This is a genomic window from Deltaproteobacteria bacterium HGW-Deltaproteobacteria-18 (assembly GCA_002841885.1).
In the GTDB taxonomy this organism is placed as follows: Bacteria; Desulfobacterota; Desulfovibrionia; order Desulfovibrionales; family Desulfomicrobiaceae; genus Desulfomicrobium.
The window spans coordinates 108,975-131,153 of the sequence record PHBE01000006.1 but is presented as its reverse complement, the minus strand read 5'-3'; the positions used below and the strand labels follow the sequence as shown (position 1 = coordinate 131,153).

Below are 22,179 nucleotides of genomic sequence, written 5' to 3'. Positions count from 1 at the left end.
ATGACAGAAACGGTCAAGATTTCATCGCGAAATCTCAACTTCTATTATTCGGACTTTCACGCGCTTCAGGATATCAGTTTCGATATGCTGCAGCACCAGGCCACGGCCCTGATCGGGCCTTCGGGTTGCGGCAAGTCCACTTTTCTGCGTTGCATCAATCGCATGAACGATCTCATCGCCGGAACCCGCATCGAAGGTGCCTTGACCATGGACGGTAAGGACCTGAACGATTCCTCCCATGACGTGGTCGTTCTCCGGCGCCGGGTGGGCATGGTCTTCCAGAAGCCCAATCCCTTCCCCAAGAGCATCTACGAGAACGTGGCCTATGGATTGCGGGTCAACGGCGTCAAGGACCGGGAGTTCATCGACGCGCGGGTGGAAGAGAGCCTCAAGCTCGCCGCCCTGTGGGACGAGGTCAAGGATCGCTTGGACCAGTCGGGCCTCAGCCTTTCCGGCGGCCAGCAGCAGCGCCTGTGCATCGCACGGGCCATGGCCGTGGAACCCGAGGTGCTGCTCATGGACGAGCCCGCTTCGGCGCTGGACCCCATAGCCACCCAGAAGATCGAGGAGCTCATCCACGAACTCAAGAACAGATTCACCATCGTCATTGTCACGCACTCCATGCAGCAGGCCGCCCGTGTCTCCGATAGGACCGCCTTCTTCTACATGGGCAAGCTCATCGAGGTCGGCCCCACGGACAAGCTGTTCACCCGTCCGGAGAACAAGCAGACCGAAGACTACATCACCGGCCGTTTCGGTTGATGCTCCCAGCCCACGTGAACGGTCCGTCAAATTTTTAAAGGAAGTGAAAGATGTATACGCATTTGCATGAAGAAATCGAAACGTTGAAGCTCAAAGTGCTGAAGATGGTCTCCCTGACCGAGGACGCGGTTCAGAAAGCCATCCAGGCCTACGTGGACAAGGATTTGTACCTGGCCGAGGAGGTTCAGGACGGGGACGTGGAGGTCAATCGCCTGGAGGTCGAAATCGACGAGCTGGCGCTCAAGCTGCTGGCCCTGGAGCAGCCCGTGGCCGGGGACCTGCGTTTCATCCTCGGATGCATGCGCATCAGCGTCGACCTTGAACGCATTGCCGACGAGGCCGTGAATATCGCCGAGCGGTCCATCATGCTCAGCTCGCGGCCGCCGCTGCCGTTTCATCAGGACGTGCTGGAGATGGGCACCAAGGCCCTGGCCATGCTGCGTCATGCGGCTCAGGCGTTTTCCTTCAACAACGTGGATGCGGCCCTGCAGGTCTGCCAGTTGGACAACGAGGTCGACGTGCTGAACCACAAGAACATGCGTCAGGTCATTGAATACATGATCCATGAGACTCCGGCCATCGAGCGCTCCGTGCACACCATCATTCTCGTCCGCCGCCTTGAGCGCATCGGCGACCTGGCCACCAACATTGCAGAATCCGTGGTGTTCATCGCCCAAGGGGTGAACATAAAACACAAGCTTTATTTCGACGAGCGCTGATCCAAAGTCAGCAACTGATTCAGCAAGAGGGCGCCTTTCGGGCGCTCTTTTCATTCGCGGCGTAAAAGCTTGCGCTCATATCTCCAACTGGCTAGTGATTCCCGATACACCACCGTGGAGGATTGCGCATGCATCGCGCCCTGTTATTATGCCTTTTCGTTCTGGCCGCCTTCGCGCCGGCCAGTGCCTACGAATATCCGTTCAAGAACCCTTACGAGGCCACCGTGCTCGGCACTCTGCCGCGGGACGAATTTCCGCTGGACTCCCTCCGGCCCGCCACGTTGCGCGACCTCAACCCGTTGAGCGATCTGGGAGTGGTGCGCGGAAGCGAGTTCCTGCTACATGAGCGTCCTGTGCCCGAAATCCTCTGGTATGACGACACCCTGCAGTACTCAGTGGCCCTGCAACGCAACGTCGCGCCGCTGCTGTTCATCATTGCCGGGACGGGCTCTTCCTACGACTCGGCCAACTGCCGCTTCCTGCAGGCGGTCTTCCATCGGGCCGGTTACCACGTGGTCAGCCTGTCCTCGCCGACGTATCCGAACTTTGTGGTCAGCGCGTCCACGACTCAGGTCCCGGGGTTCATTCCCCAGGACGTGGCTGACCTGTACCAGAGCATGGACGCCATCGTGAACGAAATTGGCCGCGACAGGATATCCTCCTACAACCTGACCGGTTACAGCCTCGGCGGAACACAGTCCGCTTTTCTGGCGGAGCTGGATACGCGCGAGAAGCGTTTCGGGTTCGACAGGGTGATGCTTCTCAATCCTGCGGTCAGCCTGCTGACTTCGGCCACCATCCTCGATCATCTGCTCTCCGACAACGTGGCCGACCGGACCGAGGCTGCAAGGGTCGTGGCCGATCTGGTCTCCGATCTTTCGGCGGCCTATCGCGACAGCGACGAGGTCAATTTCGGCGACGAATTTCTTTTTGCATTGCACGACAGCCGCTCCATTTCCGAAAAGGATCTCAAGATTCTCATCGGCGTGGCTTTTCGCGTCTCCCTTGCGTCCATGGTCTTTACCAGCGATGTCTGTACGGGGGCCGGTTACATCTCGCCCAGGGGGCACCGCATCGAGAAGAACGAATCCCTGTCCCCCTATCTTGATGCGGCCGTGGGCGTGAGTTTCGAGGATTATGTGGACGAGTATCTCTTGCCTTTTCTGGCCTTCAAGGATCCGGCCATGACCCGGGAACGGGCCGTGGCGGCCAGCAGCCTCGAATCCATAGCACCCTTTCTGCGCGAGTCCGCAAACATCGCGGTCATGACCAATGCCGACGACCCCATCCTGACCCCCGACAACTTCAGGTTCCTGGAACGCACATTCAATGGCCGCCTGACGCTCTATCCGGCAGGGGGGCACTGCGGCAATATCCGTTATCGGGACAACGTCGCGGCCATGCTCGATTTTTTTCGCAAGTGAGACATACCATGCGCATATTTCTACTCTGCCTTATCCTCTTCGCACTGGCCGGATGCGCTACCAACGGACAGCACCAGCCCGGTCCCTTTCAGGCCCCCGTTCACCGCGGCCTCCCGGAAGACCCGACCCTGGAGCGGCATTTTCAGGTCCATGATCCCTGGGAGGGATTCAACCGCAACATGTACCATTTCAACGCCCAGCTCGACCGCTATGTCTATCTGCCGGTGGTCAGAACCTACGAAGCAATCCTGCCCGACAGCGTTCAGCAGGGCGTTTCGAATGTTTTCAATAACTTGAAAGAAATACCGATTTTTGTGAACTCTGTCCTGCAAGGCAAGGCCAAAAAGGCTTCGGTCTCGCTGGGCCGCTTTGTCTTCAACACGACCATCGGCCTGGGCGGCATCTTCGACGTGCTCGGCAATGGAGGCATCCCGCAGGAAGACGAGGATTTCGGACAGACCCTGGGTTTCTGGGGCGTGTCGGCCGGTCCGTATCTGGTGCTCCCGGTGTTCGGACCCTCCGGGGTGCGCGACACGGGAGGCGTGTTCGTGGATGCGGCCATGACCATAAACCCTTCCTACGGCCTCTTCCAGGACATGGGCTGGATTGCACGTGAGTCGGCGTCCACCGGCGTATATGGGGTCAAAGCCGTCGATGCGCGGCACCAGGTCAAGTTTCGTTATTACGAGACGGGAAGCCCATTTGAATATCAGCTGGTGCGTTTCATCTATACCAAGAAACGCGAGCTCGACATCGAGAAATAGCCCCTCGGCGGGTTCCTTTCTTTCCTTGGCACCTCCTGCATACGTTTGTTGCAAGAGGAACTGATTTTAGCAAACCGTAGTTATCATGTGATAACTACGGTTTGCATTTTTGTACGTGCCTGCATCCGTAACCGATCGGGATGTTGTGTCTTTGCCAACTGCCAGTCTTGGCATGTCTTTTGTTTAATCACCTTGAATTATGTATGGCGTCCCACTCGGGGACTGGCGAGAAACAACTTTCTAGGAGGAACAGACACTCATGGCGCAAGACAGCAACGTCGTCATCGACCATGGCAAGAGTCAGTGGTCGGATCTATGGAAAAAAGAGGATTTCCTGGCCATCTGGCTCGGATTTATCATCATTGCCGTGTGCATCCTGGCGTACACGACTTACGGGCCCAAGGCCGAGTTCGCCGAAAAGATCGCGGCCGCCAACCAGATCCAGGAAGCGGAACTGGCCAAGGCTCCGTTCAAGACCATCGCCTGGCACAATGCCCAGGACTCCAAGAGCAAGCTCAAAGGCTCCAGTTCCGCCTTCGGCAAATTTGCATCCCACTGGACCAAGAAGCCCGGTTCCTGGAAGACCAATCCCATGGACTCCCTGATCCGTTCCGAATCCCAGGCCAAGGCCCTGAACGAAAAGGGCATGCCCAAGTACGAAGAGGCCAAGGGCAAGCTTGAGGCGGCTCTTGCCGCTGCCGTGGTCGCGGAAGAGGCTGCGGCCGGCGCATCCTTCCAGAACCAGGCCCTCAATGACGAGGCAGCGGCCAAGATTGCCGAGTGGCGCGACGCACACAAGGCCGCCGGGGATGCCAAGAAGAAGGTCGAAAACAAGCCCTACAACCACATCCCGACTCTTATCGGCCTGTGCATATTCATCGCGCTCATTTTCGGGGCCGGCATTGCCATGATGGGCAAGAGCGCGCCTGCATTCCTGCAGGGCTTTGTGATGGTTTTTCTGGTCGCCGTTCTGGCGTACATTCTCGGCGGACAGGCCATCTCCAAGCAGTACGGCTTTGGCGCTGAAGCCTGGGGCGTGCTCCTGGGCATGGTCATCGCCAACACCGTAGGCACGCCCAAGTGGGTGCTTCCGGCCTGCGAGGTGGAGTTCTTCATCAAGACCGGTCTTGTTCTTCTGGGTGCCGAGGTGCTCTTCAACAAGATCGTGGCCATCGGCACGCCCGGCATCTTCGTGGCCTGGGTTGTGACCCCCGTGGTTCTCGTCTGCACCTACATCTTCGGCCAGAAGGTGCTGAAGATGCCCTCCAAGACGCTCAATGTCGTCATCTCCGCCGACATGTCCGTGTGCGGCACCTCCGCCGCCATCGCAGCCGCGGCGGCCTGCCGGGCCAAGAAGGAAGAGCTGACCCTGTCCATCGGCCTGTCCCTGGTCTTTACCGCCATCATGATGATCGCCATGCCGGCCTTCATCAAGGCCGTGGGCATCCCGGAGATTCTGGGCGGCGCCTGGATGGGCGGCACCATCGACTCCACCGGCGCCGTGGCCGCTGCCGGCGCGTTCCTGGGCCAGAAGGCCATGTACGTGGCCGCGACCATCAAGATGATCCAGAACGTCATGATCGGCGTGACCGCGTTCTGCATAGCCGTCTACTGGTGCACAAAGGTTGACTGCGTGGCCGGGAAGACTGTTGGTGCTGGCGAAATCTGGCACCGTTTTCCCAAGTTCGTGCTCGGTTTTATCGCCGCATCCATCATCTTCTCCATCCTGGATCAGAGCATGGGCAAGGACCTTGGCGGCGCAGTCGTCGATCAGGGCATTGTTCGCGGCGGCACCAGACTGCTGCGCGGCTGGTTCTTCGCGCTGTCTTTTGCGGCCATCGGCCTGTCCACCAACTTCCGCGAGCTGGCCAAGTACTTCAAGGGCGGCAAGCCGCTCATCTTGTATGTCTGCGGTCAAAGCCTCAATCTTGTACTGACTCTGGCCATGGCCTACCTCATGTTCTACGTGGTCTTCCCCGAAATCACGGCCAAGATCTAGACAACGTCAACCAGGCCGGGGGTTCTCCCCCGGCCTGTTCAAGGATTTTCAATGAGCGAGAAAAGCCTGCCTGAAAGACTGAGGAATTTCGCCCTGGCTCTTGGTACGGCCCTGGCCTTCGTCTATTTGTTCCTGCCTCTGCTGACCAGTTCCTGTGGAACTCTGCACCGCATGTCCGTGTATCTGGACAACAACGGCATCGACCCCACGCGGTACTATTACACCGATGTCGAGCAGGTGAAGGAAGGGGAGGAATACCTGCGAATGGCCCTCGGGAAGAACTAGGCGCAGCCTCTTGCAAAACCTTGCGCGACGCTCTGTCTGGCTGCGGTGCAGTCCCCGACGCGTTGCATCTCCCGGGCTTGCGTCTTTTAGCTTTGGGTCGGCCGCCTTGGCGGGAAGGCAATGACCGGCGGAGAATCTGCGCGGCCCGACCTGGTTCGCGAGCGTCACGATGCCGGGAGGCGAGTCTCAAGAATCCGGTCGCCTGGCGGCATCCTGAAAATGCGATTTGCTGCCCTCTCAAGTATGCATCTGTAAATGGATGTTTGCAGGATCGAGAGTCCCTTTTTTTTCAACGTATTGTAATTTTGAGATATAAAATGGCAGAGCTTCTGGCATGTCTTTTGTTAAGAGCGCTTCAAAATGAACAAGGAGCCCCTGAGCGGGGTTTGTGAAGCAACACCAACAAAAGATGGAGAAGCATCAATGGCCCAAGACAGCAACGTCGTAATTGACCACGGCAAGAGCCAGTTGTCGGATCTGTGGAAAAAAGAGGATTACCTGGCCATCTGGCTGGGGTTCATCATCATCGTCGTGAGCATACTGGCCTACACGACCTTCGGCCCCAAGGCCGAATTCGCCGAAAAGATCGCTGCGGCGAACCAGGTTCAGGACGCGGAGCTGGCCAAGGCCCCGTTCAAGACCATCGCCTGGCACAAAACCCAGGACGACAAGGGCAAGCTCAAAGGCACCGGCACCCCCTTTGGCAAGTTCGTCACCCATTGGAGCAAGCATCCAGGATCCTGGAAGAGCAATCCCCTTGACGCCTTCATCATGACCGAGGAGCAGGCCACGGCCTTGAACGACAAGGCCCTGCCTAAGTACGAAGCGGCCAAAGCCGCTTCCGAGGCCGCCCTGGTCGCCGCCGTGGCCGCCGAGGACGCCGCGGCCGCAGCCTCCTTCCAGGATGGCGCGCTCAACGATGCCGCCAAAGCCAAGATCGGCGAGTGGCGCGATGCCCACAAGGCCGCCGGAGATGCCAAGAAGAAGACCGAGAACAAGCCTTTCAACATCATTCCGACGCTCATTGGCCTGGGCATATTCATGGCCGCCATCTTTGGCCTGGGCATCGCCCTCATGGGCAAGAGCATGCCTTCCTTCATGCAGGGCTTCGCAGTCGTCTTTTTGGTAGCCACGCTCGCCTACATGCTGGGCGGCCAGGCCATTTCCAAGCAGTATGGATTCGGCGCCGAGGCCTGGGGCGTGGTCTTGGGCATGCTCATAGCCAACACCCTAGGCACGCCCAAGTGGGTGCTCCCGGCCTGCGAGGTGGAGTTCTTCATCAAGACCGGCCTCGTTCTGCTGGGCGCCGAGGTGCTTTTCAACAAGATCGTGGCCATCGGCATTCCCGGCATCTTCGTGGCCTGGGTCGTGACCCCCGTCGTCATCGTCTGCACCTACATCTTCGGCCAGACCGTGCTGAAGATGCCCTCCAAGACTCTCAACATCGTCATCTCCGCTGACATGTCGGTGTGCGGCACCTCCGCCGCCATCGCCACTGCCGCCGCCTGTCGTGCGAAGAAGGAAGAGCTGACCCTGTCCATCGGCCTGTCTCTGGTCTTCACCGCCATCATGATGATCGCCATGCCGGCCTTCATCAAGGCCGTGGGCATTCCGGAGATTCTGGGCGGCGCCTGGATGGGCGGCACCATCGATTCCACGGGCGCCGTGGCCGCTGCCGGCGCGTTCCTGGGCCAGAAGGCCATGTACGTGGCCGCGACCATCAAGATGATCCAGAACGTCATGATCGGCGTCACGGCCTTCTGCGTGGCCGTGTACTGGGTGACCAAGGTCGAGTCCTCCGAAGCCGGCCACAGCGTCGGCGCTGGAGAAATCTGGCACCGTTTCCCCAAGTTCGTGCTCGGCTTCATCGGCGCGTCCATCCTCTTTTCGATCCTGGATCAGGGCATGGACAAGGATCTGGCCAACGCGGTCATGGAGAACGGCATTGTGCGTGGTGGCACCAAGGTCCTGCGCGACTGGTTCTTCGCCTTGTCTTTTGCGGCCATCGGCCTGTCCACGAACTTCCGCGAGCTGTCCAAGTATTTTAAGGGCGGCAAGCCGCTCATCCTGTACGTTTGCGGGCAGAGCTTCAATCTGGCCTTGACCCTGGCCATGGCCTACGTCATGTTCTATGTGGTCTTCCCCGAAATCACGGCCAAGATCTAGATAACGTCAACCAGGCCGGGGGGGCTCCCCCGGCCTGTTCAAGGATTCTCAATGAACGAGAAAAGCCTGCCTGAAAGACTGAGGAATTTCGCCTTGGCTCTTGGTACGGCCCTGGCCTTCGTCTATTTGTTCCTGCCTCTGCTGACCAGTTCCTGTGGAATTTTGCACCGCATGTCCGTGTATCTGGAAAACAACGGCATCGACCCCACGCGGTACTATTACACCGATGTCGAACAGGTGAAGGAAAGCGAGGAATACCTGCGTTTCGCCCTCGAGAAGGAATAGGCAGGACGGCGGGGCGACGGTTCGGGACAGGGCGGCGGCCAGAGGGAGCTTGATAGAGCGGGCTCTTCCATCCTAAAGGAGGGACGGACGCATCCCAAGGCCGGGACGTCCGGCGGCCGGGCCGACCTTCCGCGTCCACGAGGACCTTCCGTCAGGCCCGGAGGCCGCTTCACCCCAGGACAGAGCATGCATATCCCCAAGCCTTCGAAGATCCAGACAAAATTTATCTCCGGCCTGCTCCTGGCGTCCATCATCCTGGGTATTGCCTTCTCGACGGGTTTCTACCTGCACATGAAGAACGTGCTCGAGGAGGAGGTGCGGGACAAGGCGCTGCTGATCTTCACCCACGTGGACTCCATCCAGCACTACGTGCGCGACGTGCTACGACCGACCATGTACGAACGCCTTCCCTCCTCGTTTGTCATCGAGGCCATGTCCTCGTCTTTCATTTCCAGGACCATCATGGCCCCGGTCAACGACAACCGGGACGGCACCATCTACCGCCGCGTGGCTATTGACGCCCGCAACCCCGCCTACGAGGCCAACGAGCACGAGCGCGATCTGATCCGCTATTTCAGGATCAATTCCGAGCAGGTCATGTGGCAGGGGTACAAGCTCATCAAAGGCGAGAAGTTCTACGTCAAGGCCCGGCCCGTACGCTTCGACGGAGAGTGCATGTACTGCCACGGCGAACCCGAGAACGCACCCCGGGAGCTTATCGACCTGTATGGTCATCGGGGCTTCGGCAAGCAGCTCGGGGCCATTGCAGGCGTCGATTTTGTGGGCATCTCCGTGCACAGCAGCGTGGGGCGGGTGCAGCAGACCATTTTGACGTATTTTGCTTTCTTCGCCTTGGGGGCCCTGCTGTTTTTTTCCGCGACGAACGTGCTGTTTCGCATACTTGTCGTTAACAATCTCAAGAGGTTGAGCAATATCTTTCGGGTGAACATGGCCGATTTCGAAGGAACTGCGCTGCTGCACAAGTTCGAGAAGAACGACGAGATCGAAGAGCTGGTCGGCGGCATGGAACAGATGAGTGAACATCTCTTCGAGGCTCGCAGACAGCTGCAGGATTACGCGGAGAATCTCCGCGTCATGGTTGATGAGCGCACCGATGCCCTGTCGCGCGAGGTCGAGGCCCGGCAGGCCGATGTGCATCTCTTCGTGAAGCTGCTCGAGGACATGAGGCAGAGCGCCTCCCGCGCGGAACTGTGGAGTTTCGCCCTGCCGCAAATCTGCAAGCGTTTCAAGGCGCGCGGGATCGCCTACGTTTGCACCATGGCCTCCCAGAATTTTTACGTCTGGCCAGAGTCCCAGGGGGCTCCAGAACTCCCGGACGATTACGTGGATGTGCTGACCGGAAGCGCCTGCATCCAGCTTGGATCCCGGATTTTCGTGCCTGTCGAGTCGAGTTCCGGTAACGCCGAGGGCATTTTGTGCCTGTACTGGGACACAGAGGCCGAAGCCTCCATCCACGATCGGGGCGTGCTTCTGGCCTTGGGACGGCAACTCGGCACGGCCGCGGAGAACCTTACGGCCATCGACAGCCTGCTCAGGCAGATGAATGTGCTCGAAACCATTGTGGAGGGCATCACCGATCCGCTTGCGCTCATGGATGCGAGCTGCGCCGTGCTGACCGTAAATCAGGCCGCCCGCCAGTTGACCTCGGAACTGACGGGCGGGACGCGCACCGACGGGAACATGTTGGCCATCTTTTTCGACCCGGTCGACGGCAATTGCCCGATGCTCGAGGCCATCCGCCGGGGGGGGCCGGATCAGCGCGAAGTGGAGCTTCCCTGCGGCAGGTCCTTCTCCCTGTCCATGTATCCGGTCCGCAGCCAGGAGCCCCGGACCGACCGCGTCGTGGTCTACGTGCGCGAGACCACCATGGAAAAGCGCATGCGCACCCAAGTCTGGCATTCCGAGAAGATGGCCACGGTGGGCAAGCTCACGGCCGGGCTGGCCCACGAGATCAACAACCCCCTGGGCGTGATCCTCTGCTACGCGGGCCTCCTGCGCCAGTCTCTCACCGACCAGCAGCAGGCGGCGGACCTGGACATCATCGAGCGGCACACGCGTCAGGCCCAGCGGGTCCTGCAGGAACTTCTCAACTTCGCGCGGCCCAAGACCGCCGGATCGGGGACCTCGGATGCCTGCGCCGTGGCCGCGTCCGTGTGTGACGTCTTTTCGGTCCAGGCGGCCAAGAAGCACGTGCGGCTTGGGCTTGAAAGCCCCTCCGGACCGTTATGCGTTCGTCTGGGTATCGGGGAACTGGAGCAAGTCGTCAGCAATCTCGTCATCAACGCCCTGGATGCGGTGAGCGAGGAGGAGGGCGAGATCGTGGTCCGCGTCACACCCGGAGACGGCAACGTGAAGATCGTCGTTGAGGACAACGGTCCGGGGGTGTCGGCCCAGGACGCGCCGCATATCTTTGATCCCTTTTATTCGACCAAGGCTATCGGCTCGGGCACGGGACTGGGGCTGGCTGTGGTCTACGGCATGGTGCGGGACGTTGGCGGGGAGGTCGAGGTGGAGCGATCGGCCGTGGGCGGCGCGAAGTTTGTCGTGACTCTGCCGGCCGCGCCCCCGGAGTCCCTGTCGTAACTTGAACCTCTAAGGTCAGGAACGTATGAATGATGTGAAATCTTCGATCCGGATGACGGAAAATCGGGTCGTAGTCGTTGACGACGAAGGGGATTTTGCCAGAGGACTGGCGCGTCTCATCGACAGGCACTTTCCCGGTCTGGACGTCATTCCCGTCCAGACCGGCAAGGAAGCATTGCGGGTCCTGTCCGAAAAGGCCGTGCACCTCATGATAACAGATCTGCGCATGCCCGAAATGACTGGCATGCAGCTACTCAAGAAAGCCCTTGGTGTGCAGCCCGGTCTGAGCATGGTCGTCCTGACCGCCTACGGAACCATCGAGAACGCGGTGGAAGCCTTGCGGATCGGAGCCTATGATTTTCTGACAAAGCCCATCGAGCCCGAGCAGCTTTTTCGGGTGGTGGGCAAAGGGCTCGAGCGCAGCCGCCTGCTGGAGGAGAACAGCCAGCTGCGCGAAACCCTGGCCAGACAGGAGGCTGGCGGTGAGCTTGTCGGCGAGAGTTCGGCCATGCGGCAGCTCAAGCGGACCGTGGCGGCCGTGGCCCAGTCGGCGTACACCGTACTCGTCCGCGGCGAGTCGGGCACGGGCAAGGAACTGGTGGCTCGCCTGATTCACCGTCTCGGAAGCCGGGCAGCCAAGCCTTTTTTGTCGGTCAACTGCCCGTCCATTCCCGAAAACCTCCTGGAAAGCGAGCTTTTCGGCTACATGAAGGGCTCGTTCACTGGCGCCGACCGCGACCACAAGGGGCTCTTCGTCGCCGCCAACAAGGGGTCCATGCACCTCGACGAGATCGGCGACATCTCGTCCGCAGTCCAGACCAAGCTGCTGCGCGTGCTGCAGGACGGGGAGGTTCGCCCCGTGGGTTCCAGCAAGTCCTTTCAGGTCGACGTGCGCCTTATCGCCTCCACCAACCAGGATCTCGAGGCGGCTATCCGCGCCAAGACGTTCCGCGAGGATCTCTACTACCGTCTCAACGTCCTTTCCATCACCATGCCGACCCTGCGCGAAAGAACGGAGGACATTCCCCTGCTGGCCGGGCATTTTTTCCGGGTGGCCTGCCGGGAAATGGGGCTGGCCGAAAAGGAGGTCGATCCGGAGGTCATGCATTGGCTGGCCACCCAGCCATGGCCAGGGAACGTCCGTGAGCTGCAGAATTTCGTGCGGCGCTTGACCGTTTTCGCAGCCATGGAGCGGGTGGATATGAATCTTGTCCGCCTGGTTTGTCAGGGCGCGGGGAAGGGGGGAGCGGACGCATCCTGTTCCGCCGCACCCCGAGCTCCCCTGGCCGCTTACAAAAACGCCAAAGCCGAAGCCGTCAAGACCTTCACCCAGGCCTACATTCACGAACTTCTGGCCCAGACAAGGGGCAACGTGTCCGAAGCCGCCCGCGTCTCGGGCATCTCCCGCGTGGCCCTGCAGAAAATTCTCTCGCGTATGGGCGAAAGCGCTGCGCGATTTCGGGATTGAAATCGATTCGAATCCTTTCCTTACAATTTGTGGTACGCGGCCCGTTGTCGCCATGGGTTTGAGACCCGCCGGAACTCCCTCTCCGGCCTCGTAGAGTTGAATCGTTGCGTGCAGGGCGAAAAATTTCTGCCGCGCGTGGGCAACGATTCGGCAAACGATGCCTGGTTCGGTCAGATAGCCGACGCGTCTCAAATCCATGGCGACAACGGGCCTTGAGGCGTGCCTAAAATTCCTTTTGAATCTATTCGACGCGGACGTTTCTGGACACGCGCAGGCCGTGTTTTTTGATTTTGTTCAGGATGGCGGTGTGGGACAGGCCCAGGGTTCGGGCGGCCTGGCGGACGCTTTTGGCGCGGGTCAGGGCGTTTTCGAGGATGTCTTTTTCCAGGCGGTCCAGCTGTTCCTTGATGGGTTTTCCAGGTTCGGCGGCCTGCGCGTGCCGAGTTTGCCCGGGAATGCGGTCACCAAGCTCGTGGGCCAGGACCAGAAAGCGTTCGTCTATGCTTTCCCCCGGACAGAGGATGGCGGCGCGGTCGACCACGTTCTTGAGTTCGCGCACGTTGCCGGGCCAGTGGTGGGCGCACAGCTTGGCCAGGCCTTCCGCATTGAGGGTCTTGACCGGTCGTCCCATGCGGGAGGCCAGAGTGAAGAGGAAATGCTCGGCCAGCAGGCCTATGTCGTCCAGGCGCTCCTGCAATGGCGGGATATGGATGGGCAGTACGTTGATGCGGTAGTACAGGTCTTGCCGGAAGGTTCCCTCCTCGACCATTTTCTCCAGATTGCCGTTGGTGGCGGTGATGATCCGTGCCCGAATGGGTATTTCTCGCGAGCCCCCGATGCGCCGTACGCAGTGATCCTGCATGACCCGCAGGATTTTGGCCTGCGAGGGCTGCGGCATGTCGCCTATTTCGTCCAGAAAGACCGTGCCTTCCCCTGCAACCTCGAACAGGCCGGGCTTGCCGTCCCTCAGACCACCCGTGAAGGCTCCTCCCACATAACCGAAGAGTTCACTTTCCAGAAGCTGCTCGGGCAGCGCCGCGCAGTTGATAGGCACGAACGGGCCGGAGCGCCCGCTTGCCGTGTGCATGGCCCGGGCAAAGAGTTCCTTGCCCGTGCCGGACGCGCCGCGGATGCAGACGATGGAATCCGTGGCCGCGATGAGCTGCGCGTATCCGATGAGGTTGTTGATATTCTGGTTCTGGCCGACGATGTCCGAAAAGCTGATCTGTGCGGGCTCGGAGATGCTGCGGGCCAGCATGCGGATCTCCTGCATGTCCTTGGCGATCTCGACGGCTCCGATGATATGTCCTTCGGCGTCGCGGATGGGGCGGCAGGTGGCGAAATACTGAAAGCGTCCCGAAGGCGTGACCAAGGTGCGTTTCACATCCCCGCTTTCCTTTCCGGCGAGGCTGTCCAGAATGGCCGTGTCCCCGAGTTCGAGTTCGCGCACGTCCATTCCGGGCACACTGTCCTGATCCAGATTCAGGATCTGGCAGGCAGAGGCGTTGATGGTCGTGACCCGTCCGGACGCATCGACGGCCACGACGCCGTCGGCGATGTTGTCCAGAACCACACGCAACCGTCTGGCCTGTTCTTCCTGTGGCAGGGTGTCGATGGTGCGCGAGGTGAGCAGGCCCGGGATGTCGCCGATGGCGTCGGGCAAGTCCGTGGGCAGGGCCTCGGGCTGCCGGTCTTCCGCTTCCACATAGACATGGGCCAAGTCGTCCACGCGGTCCACTTCCATGGCCACGATGTTGAACTTGCGGTCGGCGATGCGGCGGGACAGGTCGGCGACGATGCCGACGCGATCCTGAAAGACGAGATGCAGCTTGATGGCCATGGACCCTCCGGAATGACAGGTGCCTATCAGGGCTGTTCCCGGCTGCCAAGGTCGGCCTTGGTTGCCGGGCGTACCGTGAAGGTCGAGCGGGCGCTGCGTCCGTGATCGTCGGTGACCACGACCTCGTGCGTGCCGCTCTGCAGGGGAATGAAGCAGGGTGTATCGAGGTCGGTCCGGCCCACATGACGGCCATCCACATACCAGTAATGCACGGCCGCGCCCGTTGCTCCGGCCGCGGACAGGGACAGCCGCTGAAACTCCGGGGGCGCGTCGGGGCGGATCTGGTAGGGCGTGACGGCGGACGGGGACTGGATGATCGGGCCGCCTTCCTCCGGCACGTCCGGACAGTCGGGATCTATGCCCGGCAGCCCCGGCAGGCTCAAACCCTGCGCGTGGCGAAAAGCCACCAGCTCGGGCGGCCAGATCAGCGCGGTCTGTGGTCGTGATTCCTTCAGGAGCAGGCAGTCTCCGTGCAGGCGCAGGCCCGTCTCGGGGCTCACGAAAATTTGTCTGTGCATGCCGCAGACCGGCAGCATGGTCACTCCGGCTATGACGCTGGCCGTGGTGACAGGGCAGCCGGGGCCGGGGCGTTCCCTGCTGACGGCGCAGACCTGGACACGTTGCAGCGCGGGCGTGGGGAACGCTGGCAGGCCCGTCGTCCCGGGGGAGAGGGACCGGAAGAGGTCGAAGAGCAGGGGGCCGGCGTGGCGCGCTCCGGAGATGTTCATGCATTGCGAACCGTCGGGATTGCCGACCCAGACCCCGATGGCCAGATCGCGGCTTACGCCCACGGCCCAGGCGTCGCGGTGTCCGAACGATGTCCCGGTCTTCCAGGCCACCTTGGGGGCCATGAGGGTAAATTCCCAGGCGTCGGGCAGGTCGGGTCTTCTGGTCCCGGCCAGGATGCCGAGGATCATGGCCGAGGCTTCGGCGGAGAAAAGCCGGGCGCCCTTTTCGAGGTTGTCCGTTCCTCCGGCAAGGGGCGAAACGGGTCTGTGCACTCCGGCGGAGGCCAGGGTGGCGTAAAGGTTGGTCAGCTCCAGCAGCCGCACCTCGCAGCCGCCCAGGGCCATTGACAGTCCGTAATGGCTCGCCGGTTTGTCCAGGGTGGAGAGACCTCCCTGGGCAAGCAGTCCGTGAAAGGGAACCAGCCCGCAGCGGTTCAGCAGGCGTGCCGCCGGGACATTGAGGGAGGTGGCCAGGGCCGTGCGCGCGCTGACCAGCCCCTGAAAGTTCTGGCCGTAGTTTTCCGGGACATAACCCGCAAAATCCGTGGGCACGTCAAGAAGCATGGAGTCCGGCACCAGATGCCCCTGGTCAAAGGCCAGGGCGTAGAGAAAGGGTTTCAAGGTCGATCCGGGGGAGCGCCTGGACAGCGCATTGTCGACCTGTCCTTGCCGGGTGTCATCCCAGAAGTCAGCCGATCCGGCGTAAGCCAGGATTTCGCGGCTTCTGATGTCGAGCACCACCGCTGCCGCGTTGCCGATGGCCTGACGGCGCAGGCCTTCCATGCGTCCCCTGACCAGAGCCTCGGTGATGTCCTGGGCGCGTCTGTCCAGACTGCTGCGGATCACCGCCGTTTCGGGCAGGCGCGTGCGCACCCAGCGGCTGAAGTGCGGCGCGTCCTGCGGCACGGAGGCGCGGCGGCCCGGCAGCGGGCGGGTCTTGCTCTCGGCGATGCGGGCCGGATCGAAGACGCCATGCGCCGCGAAACGGTCCAGGACCCGGTCGCGAACCTCGCGCGCGAGTCCGGGATTCCTGATCGGGTTGTAGCGGGTCGGTGAGCGCGGCAGGACGGAGAGCAGGGCGATCTCCCCCAGGGAGAGGGTGTCCGGGGCCTTGCCGAAATAATGCCAGGCCGCTGCTCCGACTCCGACCACATTGGAGCCGAAGGGTGCCAGATTGACGTACCACAGCAGGATTTTTTCCTTGGGATGATGCCAGCACAGCTGCAGGGCGCGCAGCGCCTCCACGATCTTGGCCCCCAGCGTGCGCGGACGCGGGTCGGCCAGACGGGCGACCTGCATGGGGATGGTCGAGGCTCCGCTGATGATCCGTCCGTGCCGGACATTGATCCACAGTGCGCGCATTACGGACAGCGGATTGATGCCCGGATGCAGGTAGAAATGGCGGTCCTCGGAATCAATGAGGGCCGCGGTCAGCTCCGGGGAGACTTCGCTCAGGCTCAAGGGGAACCGCCACATCCCGTCGTCGGCCAGAAAGAAGCGCAGCGGCTTGCCGTCCCGGTCCAGGACGCGGGTGGCGGCGGGTGCGTTCAGGCGTTCCATGGGAAAGGGGAAGAGGCGGTCCAGGAGCAGCCCCAGGCATGCCGCGAGCCCCAGCGCCAAAATGAGGATCGCGGTGGCCCTGCGCCATGGAGCCGCCGCGATCCGCAGGAATCTGCTCATGGGGTGGGCGCTTCCCTCTGGACGGTGATGGCCTGAAGCGTTCCTGCGGCGCGCAGGCCGGGATGATACATGGCCTCGGCCTGTACCGGAGGCAGCGCGAACCGTCCCGGGGTGATCGCCCTGAGCACGCTGTAGCGCGTTTTCCAGCCCTTTCCGTCCAGGCTGGTGAAGACGAGAATGCGGTCGTCACGCAGATCCTGATGGCCTTCCATGAGGGGCTCATCCACCATCCAGTCCAGGCGTTCCGTGGTTGCCAGGCGGGGATTCTCCACTTCCAGACCCGCAGGCAGCAGGCTCTGCACGACCACGTTGTCGATGAGTCCGGAGGTACTGCGCACCCGGGTGCGCATGACGATCAGGTCGCCCTGGCTTACGCTGTCGTCCATGAGGGCCTGCCCGTCTTCGCGCAGCAGCGTCTGTTCCACTTCAATTCCCCGGCTGAAGGGGGCATGGGACTCGGCCCTGGGCGTGGCCGAAGTCAGCACGGTGGCGAAGACGGTCCGGTCGGCAGGCGTCTTGTCCAGGGTCAGCGCGCCTGCGGTCTCGATGCCCTCGCGCATGAAGAGCTTCGTGTCCTCGAATGCATGCGCTCCGTCGGGCCAGGTCAGGGTGCCCGCAAAGGGACGGCCGTCATCCAGGGTGGTCAGGTATTTGCCCATGGCCATGAAAGCCAGGCTCGTCTCCTGGGTCGAATGCCATTGGTTGCTTCCAAGTTCCCCTGCGAGGCGGGTCGCGAGCTCCGGCAGACGGGGATCGTCGGGCACGCTTTCAAGGAGGATGAGCGCGATGAGAGCCCTGTCCCGCAGGCCCGAGCCAAGGTTGCCCCCGCTCTCCCGGCGCGCGTCGTCGACGGCCGGAGCCGCGTGCAGGAGCGCAAAGCCCGCGTCGTGGTTGTTCGTCTGCAGATAGGCCCCGGCCAGAAGGGTCCTGGCCATGCCGCTCAGGGATTTTCCAAAGGTCGCGCGCAGATAGTCCTGGCTGCCGAGGTTGGGCTTCTTGCCCAGAGCCAGGACATAGAGCGCGTAGGCGGCCTGCTCGGTCTTTTGCTGCGTGCTCCCGGTTTCGGGATTTGCCAGTGATTCAAGGTAATAGAACGCGTCTTCGAGCATGCGTTCGGGGATCGTGTGCCCGGCCAGGCGGGCTTCCAGCAGGAAATGGCACACATAGGCCGAAACCCACGGGTCGGGATCGCTGTCTCCCGGCCAGAATGCGTAGCCGCCGGACGGGGTCTGCATGGTCTGCAGGCGGCGGATGGCCACCTGCACCAGCCCTGTTGGACCGTTGGCGTTGAAGCGTCCCGGCGCCAGTTCCCGGGCCAGGGCCCCGAAGTGCAGCAGCGGGAAGGCCTTGGACACGGTCTGCTCGGCGCAGCCGTACGGATAGCCGAGCAGGTTCTCCAGATGTCCGGAATAGCGCATGAGCGGACGGGTGGAGAGGAGCACCGTGCGCCTGGCCGAACCCGGCAGGAAGTTCTCCGGCACCGGCGCACTGATTTCTCCCGTAGCCGTCTCAAGGGCCGTGGTCTCCATGGTCCGGGTTACGGGCAACGGGGAGCGCTGATCGAGCTCTTCTCCGGCCGTGGCGGTCTCGCCGCCTCCCGTGGCAGTAAAGGTCAGGGTGACCTTACCTTCCTCCGTGCCGCAGCGCAGGGGCAGATAGACGGTGTCTTCCTGCCCGGGTTCAAGGGTCAGGGGGGCGGGCAGGTCTCCAAGAGAGGCCGGTCCGGTCAGGTTCGCGCTGATCTGGAAGGAACCGCCGGAGGGCGTGTCGTTGCGCAGGGTCAGGGGGATCTCGATCTCGTCCCCAAGGGACAGGAAGCGGGGCAGGGTCGGGGTCAGGACCAACGGCGTGCGCACGCGGGTCATGGCGGTGCCCGTGCCGAAGCTCTTGCCCTGGTTGGCGACGGCGACGATGCGCAGCGCGCCCTGGAAATCAGGCAGGCGGACGCGGTGCCTGACGATTCCGGTGTGGCCGGCGTCGAGCACTCCGGACCAGAAGGTCACGGGCTTGACCCGGCGGATGCCTTCGGTGCGCATGAACGAGGAGGCCCCGCCCAGATCGTCGCCGCCGCCAGCCAAGGGGCGCGATGCGCCCACATGCGGGAACATGAAGGCGAAGTTGTCGTAGCTGATCACGTCCAGGGCGCGCTGGGCGTAGAAATGGGCGAAGGGATCCGGGTTTCTGCCCCCGGCCAGCTGCATGATGCCTTCGTCGACCACGGCCACGGTTACCCGCGAGCGGGGCTTGGCCTGGACCCGGATTTCAAGATCCGTCAGTGGCCGGACCTCGTCCGGGACGTCGACGCGCAGGCCCATGCGATTGGAGAGGCTGTCCACGAAAATGGGTATGGCCCCGAAGGCCCGACCAGCGCTTCCGGGAGCGATGTCCGTGGCCCGGCGGACCAGGGTGGCCGTGAGATGCACGTTGGGCTGCCATTCCTCGCGTACGGGGATGCGCAGCTGGCCCGTGTTTCCGTTCAATTCCACGATTTCAAGATATTCCACGTCCCGGCCTTCGACAGTGACCAGCACCTTGCCCGCAAACGGCGAGCGGATCTGGATGGAGGCCGTCTCCCCGGCCACATACCCGTCCTTGTCCGGGATCAGCTCCAGCCGGGCCGGATTCTTGACCGCCCAAGGCGAGTAGCCCCAGCCGCCGCAGTAGAATTCCAGCTCCGAGGCCGCCCCGCTTGCAGGGTCGCTCAGGCGCACGCGGTAAGACCCGTAGTCCGGAGGCGTGACGGAGAAGGAGCCTGCGCCGTCGCCCGGCGTCACTCGCTGGGTCGAGATCTCAACGGGATTGCGGACGGATTCGTAGCTGAAACCGGACTGCGTCCGGCGCATGACCGTCTGCCACTGGTCCTGGAACAGGGTCGCAACCAGCTCCGGGTGTGCAGTCCTCTCGCCTTCGGGGCTCACCGTCACGAATTCGAACACGGCCTGTTTGCGCGGGGCAAGCTCCATGGACCCTGGCCGTTTGATGCCGGGATAGAGGGCGTAGGCGTGCACGGGTATGCGCTTTCTGGCGGTCACGCCGCGTCCGCCCTGTTCGCGCACACGGCCCGTGAATTCGGCCCAGAGCGCGAGCGGCGGGGTCAGATCCTGCGGGATGCTCACGTCAAAGGAGGCCCGCCCGTCGGCATCCAGGCGGCCATCGGTGGCCAGCAGCGGCAGGGGTTCGAAGCTCCTGCCAGGGTCGCCGAAGCTGTAGTCCTCAAAACCTTTGGGCGAGAAATCGGCGGCCAGCAGCCGCGCCTTGACCGTCACGGCGAGGTTTGAGGCCGGCGGGCCGAAAAGATAGCGCGACACGACCTCAAAGGGCAGGCTGACCCCGGGTTTGCCCGTGGAATCCGCAGAGGCGATTTCGACGCTCAGACGGTCGGGGATGAATTCTTCCACCTGATAGGCATAGGAACCGATGACCTGCCCGCCGCTCAGGGCCTGCAGAAGATAGTGCCCGGTCAGGGCCCAGTCCGGGATGTCAAGGCTCAGCCCGGCCATGCCCCGGTCCAGGACCAGGTTGAGCGTGCGCAGCAGGCGTCCTTCGGGATCGCGCTGTTCCAGGGTCACGGGCAGGTCGGGCGGAGTGCCGATGCGCCCGTCCCGGACCAGCAGCGCTGCGTCCAGGGTTTCGCCGGGACGATAAATGTCGCGCTTGCCGTAGATGTAGGCCTGCAATCCGGCCTGACTGAGGGATGTACCGCTGACGTCGAGTCCCGTGGTGTCGATGCGGAAGCGGTCCAGAAAGATGAAGCTGAAGTCCTCGCCATGCCGTGCCAGGATCATGGCCGGCGAGCCGAGCTCGTCGTCATGTCCGGCGTAGGGGATGCGGGCCAGGCCTTCGGCGTTGGTGCGGGTGGTGCCGAGGATCTGGTTCCTGAAGCTCAAAAGCGTCAGTTCCACGCCGCCCAGGGCGCGAAGATCCTGGACGGAATTGGCCCAGATCAGAAAGCCCGCGCCGTCCTCCTTGGCCACCAGGCCGATGTCCGTGCGCAGAACCCAGCGCGTGGCGCCGCGATAATCCGCGGGCAGGCTCAGGCCAAGCTTGTAAAGGCCCGGACGCTGGTCGGGGATGAGTTCCGACATGGACAGGGTCCGCTCCTGCACCTTGTTCGGCGCGGAGGTTACGCTGAAGGTTTCGCGGTGGACTTCGCTGCCCAGGTGATACGGCACGGAGTCCCGCGCGGAGGTGCTGTCGAAGATGGAATAGCCGTAGTCCTGAAAGAGGGTGCTCAGGTTGTTGGGGAAGATCCGGCTCACGGTCAGTTCCACCGAGTCGGCGTTGACGTATTCGACCTCAAGAAGCCCCTGTCCCTGACGCGGCAGGAACATGCCGGCGGACGAAAAATCCACGCTCGGCGGCAGGTCCGGCATGCGCAGGGTCTGCTCGAAGGGTGCCTCCAGCAAGGCTCCATCCTCGGCTTTGAGGCCCTTGGCGATACGGATCGTGCAGGTGCTACCGGGCTCGAACTTGCCGCCGAGGGAGGCGGTCTTGCCGTGTGCGGAGATCGAGGTCCGGGTCTCGGGTTCGATGCGCAGCAGTTCGCGGATGGCGGCGGCGCTGACGGGTGCTGAAAATTCAAGGTCGATGCGTGACTGGTCCTTGTCGGCCTGGGGGCTGACGTCGACGATGCGCAGCACCGGATCCAGACGCAGTTCGATGTCCCGCCTGAATTCCTGCCCCAGGGACAGGCTCTTTTCGGCCACGGTCAGTTCCGGAGCCAGGCGCAGGGTCAGGATGCGCCCGGCCGTATCCTTGCGCACGGGCGCGCTGCGGAAGCCGAAGCTGGTGGTGCGCCACTGGGTCAGGAGTGAAAGTTCGACTGGGTCGCCGCCTGCTTCGCTCAGGCTCATGGCGGCCAGCAGGCTGGCCGGGTCCACGGGTGCGTTGAAGACGACCCGGCCCTCCAGTTCGACCATTTCCGGCCCGGCCTCCGAGGCCAGTTCGTTGACGGTCATCTCCTGCACGGCAAAGCTTCCGGTGCGGATGAGTCGCGTGCGTTCCGCGCGCAGGAGTTCGTCCGGAAAGACAGCGGGGCTCAAGGTCAGCGAGTACTGCATGTCCAGCGGCAGGGGCGTCTGGGCTAAAAACTTCAGGGTGTAGGGATTGGTCCACACCCATTGCCCCTCGGCACTGGGTTCTATGCCTGCGGGCGCGGCCTGCGCGCGAATGGTGTCCGGGACGGGCTGATCGAATTCCACGGCCAGGGTGGTGCGCATGGCGCTGTCGAGGCTGACGCCGACCACGGAAAGGGGCTTGGGCCCATCGCCAGATTCCCTGTTCCAGAGCAGCCAGGCCTGGCCTGCAATGACCAGAAGGAGCAGGGCAATGATCCAGTTTTTGGGAGTGGACATGAGAACCTCGCGCGCGTGAAGATGAATGTTGGATTCCCTGCATAGGCAAGGATCGGATCAAAAAGCAAGGCATCGCTTTTCAACAGACGTACTTTGCTCTA

The 22,179-nt window shown here is 62.2% G+C and carries 13 protein-coding genes; 10 read left to right on the top strand and 3 right to left on the bottom strand.

Features of this window, described 5'->3' with window-relative positions:
• From CVU60_06825 to CVU60_06780, 10 genes are all read left to right on the top strand, one after another.
• Nucleotides 1–762 (top strand): phosphate ABC transporter ATP-binding protein, encoded by a 762-nt coding sequence (locus CVU60_06825; GenBank protein PKN42394.1) that lies wholly within the window; start codon nucleotides 1–3, stop codon nucleotides 760–762.
• A gap of 50 nt (nucleotides 763–812) precedes the next feature.
• On the top strand, nucleotides 813–1,481 hold the full coding sequence (gene phoU, locus CVU60_06820; GenBank protein PKN42393.1) for a phosphate transport system regulatory protein PhoU: 669 nt from the start codon (nucleotides 813–815) through the stop codon (nucleotides 1,479–1,481).
• A gap of 128 nt (nucleotides 1,482–1,609) precedes the next feature.
• On the top strand, nucleotides 1,610–2,905 hold the full coding sequence (locus CVU60_06815) for an alpha/beta hydrolase (protein ID PKN42392.1): 1,296 nt from the start codon (nucleotides 1,610–1,612) through the stop codon (nucleotides 2,903–2,905).
• 8 nt (nucleotides 2,906–2,913) lie between these two features.
• On the top strand, nucleotides 2,914–3,669 hold the full coding sequence (locus CVU60_06810) for an ABC transporter (GenBank protein PKN42391.1): 756 nt from the start codon (nucleotides 2,914–2,916) through the stop codon (nucleotides 3,667–3,669).
• Nucleotides 3,670–3,928: 259 nt separating this feature from the next.
• Nucleotides 3,929–5,668, top strand: a complete 1,740-nt coding sequence (locus CVU60_06805) for a putative sulfate exporter family transporter (GenBank protein ID PKN42390.1) — start codon at nucleotides 3,929–3,931, stop codon at nucleotides 5,666–5,668.
• A gap of 51 nt (nucleotides 5,669–5,719) precedes the next feature.
• Entirely contained in the window at nucleotides 5,720–5,953 is a 234-nt protein-coding gene (locus CVU60_06800; protein ID PKN42389.1) for a hypothetical protein, read from the top strand.
• Nucleotides 5,954–6,376: 423 nt separating this feature from the next.
• Nucleotides 6,377–8,119 carry a putative sulfate exporter family transporter gene (locus tag CVU60_06795; GenBank protein PKN42388.1) on the top strand — a complete coding sequence of 581 codons (1,743 nt, stop codon included), beginning with the start codon at nucleotides 6,377–6,379 and terminating at the stop codon, nucleotides 8,117–8,119.
• Between the two features lie 51 nt (nucleotides 8,120–8,170).
• Complete coding sequence (locus CVU60_06790; GenBank protein ID PKN42387.1) at nucleotides 8,171–8,404, top strand: hypothetical protein; 234 nt, start codon at nucleotides 8,171–8,173, stop codon at nucleotides 8,402–8,404.
• 186 nt (nucleotides 8,405–8,590) lie between these two features.
• Nucleotides 8,591–11,008, top strand: a complete 2,418-nt coding sequence (locus CVU60_06785) for a histidine kinase (protein PKN42386.1) — start codon at nucleotides 8,591–8,593, stop codon at nucleotides 11,006–11,008.
• A 25-nt stretch (nucleotides 11,009–11,033) separates the two neighbouring features.
• A complete protein-coding gene (locus tag CVU60_06780) occupies nucleotides 11,034–12,476 on the top strand; it encodes a sigma-54-dependent Fis family transcriptional regulator (protein PKN42385.1) in 1,443 nt (480 codons plus the stop codon).
• 241 nt (nucleotides 12,477–12,717) lie between these two features.
• On the opposite strand, the gene CVU60_06775 is transcribed toward CVU60_06780, so the two are convergent.
• From CVU60_06775 to CVU60_06765, 3 genes are read right to left on the bottom strand one after another with little or no spacing between them, the layout of a single operon-like run.
• Nucleotides 12,718–14,316, bottom strand: coding sequence for a Fis family transcriptional regulator (locus CVU60_06775; protein ID PKN42384.1), 1,599 nt, complete (start codon nucleotides 14,314–14,316; stop codon nucleotides 12,718–12,720).
• 26 nt (nucleotides 14,317–14,342) lie between these two features.
• Nucleotides 14,343–16,724: a penicillin-binding protein 1C gene (pbpC, locus tag CVU60_06770; GenBank protein PKN42383.1), complete on the bottom strand. Its 2,382-nt coding sequence runs from the start codon at nucleotides 16,722–16,724 to the stop codon at nucleotides 14,343–14,345.
• Nucleotides 16,721–22,078: an alpha-2-macroglobulin gene (locus CVU60_06765; GenBank protein ID PKN42382.1), complete on the bottom strand. Its 5,358-nt coding sequence runs from the start codon at nucleotides 22,076–22,078 to the stop codon at nucleotides 16,721–16,723. Before CVU60_06765 ends, pbpC begins: the two co-directional genes overlap by 4 nt.
• Between the last annotated feature and the right edge of the window lie 101 nt (nucleotides 22,079–22,179).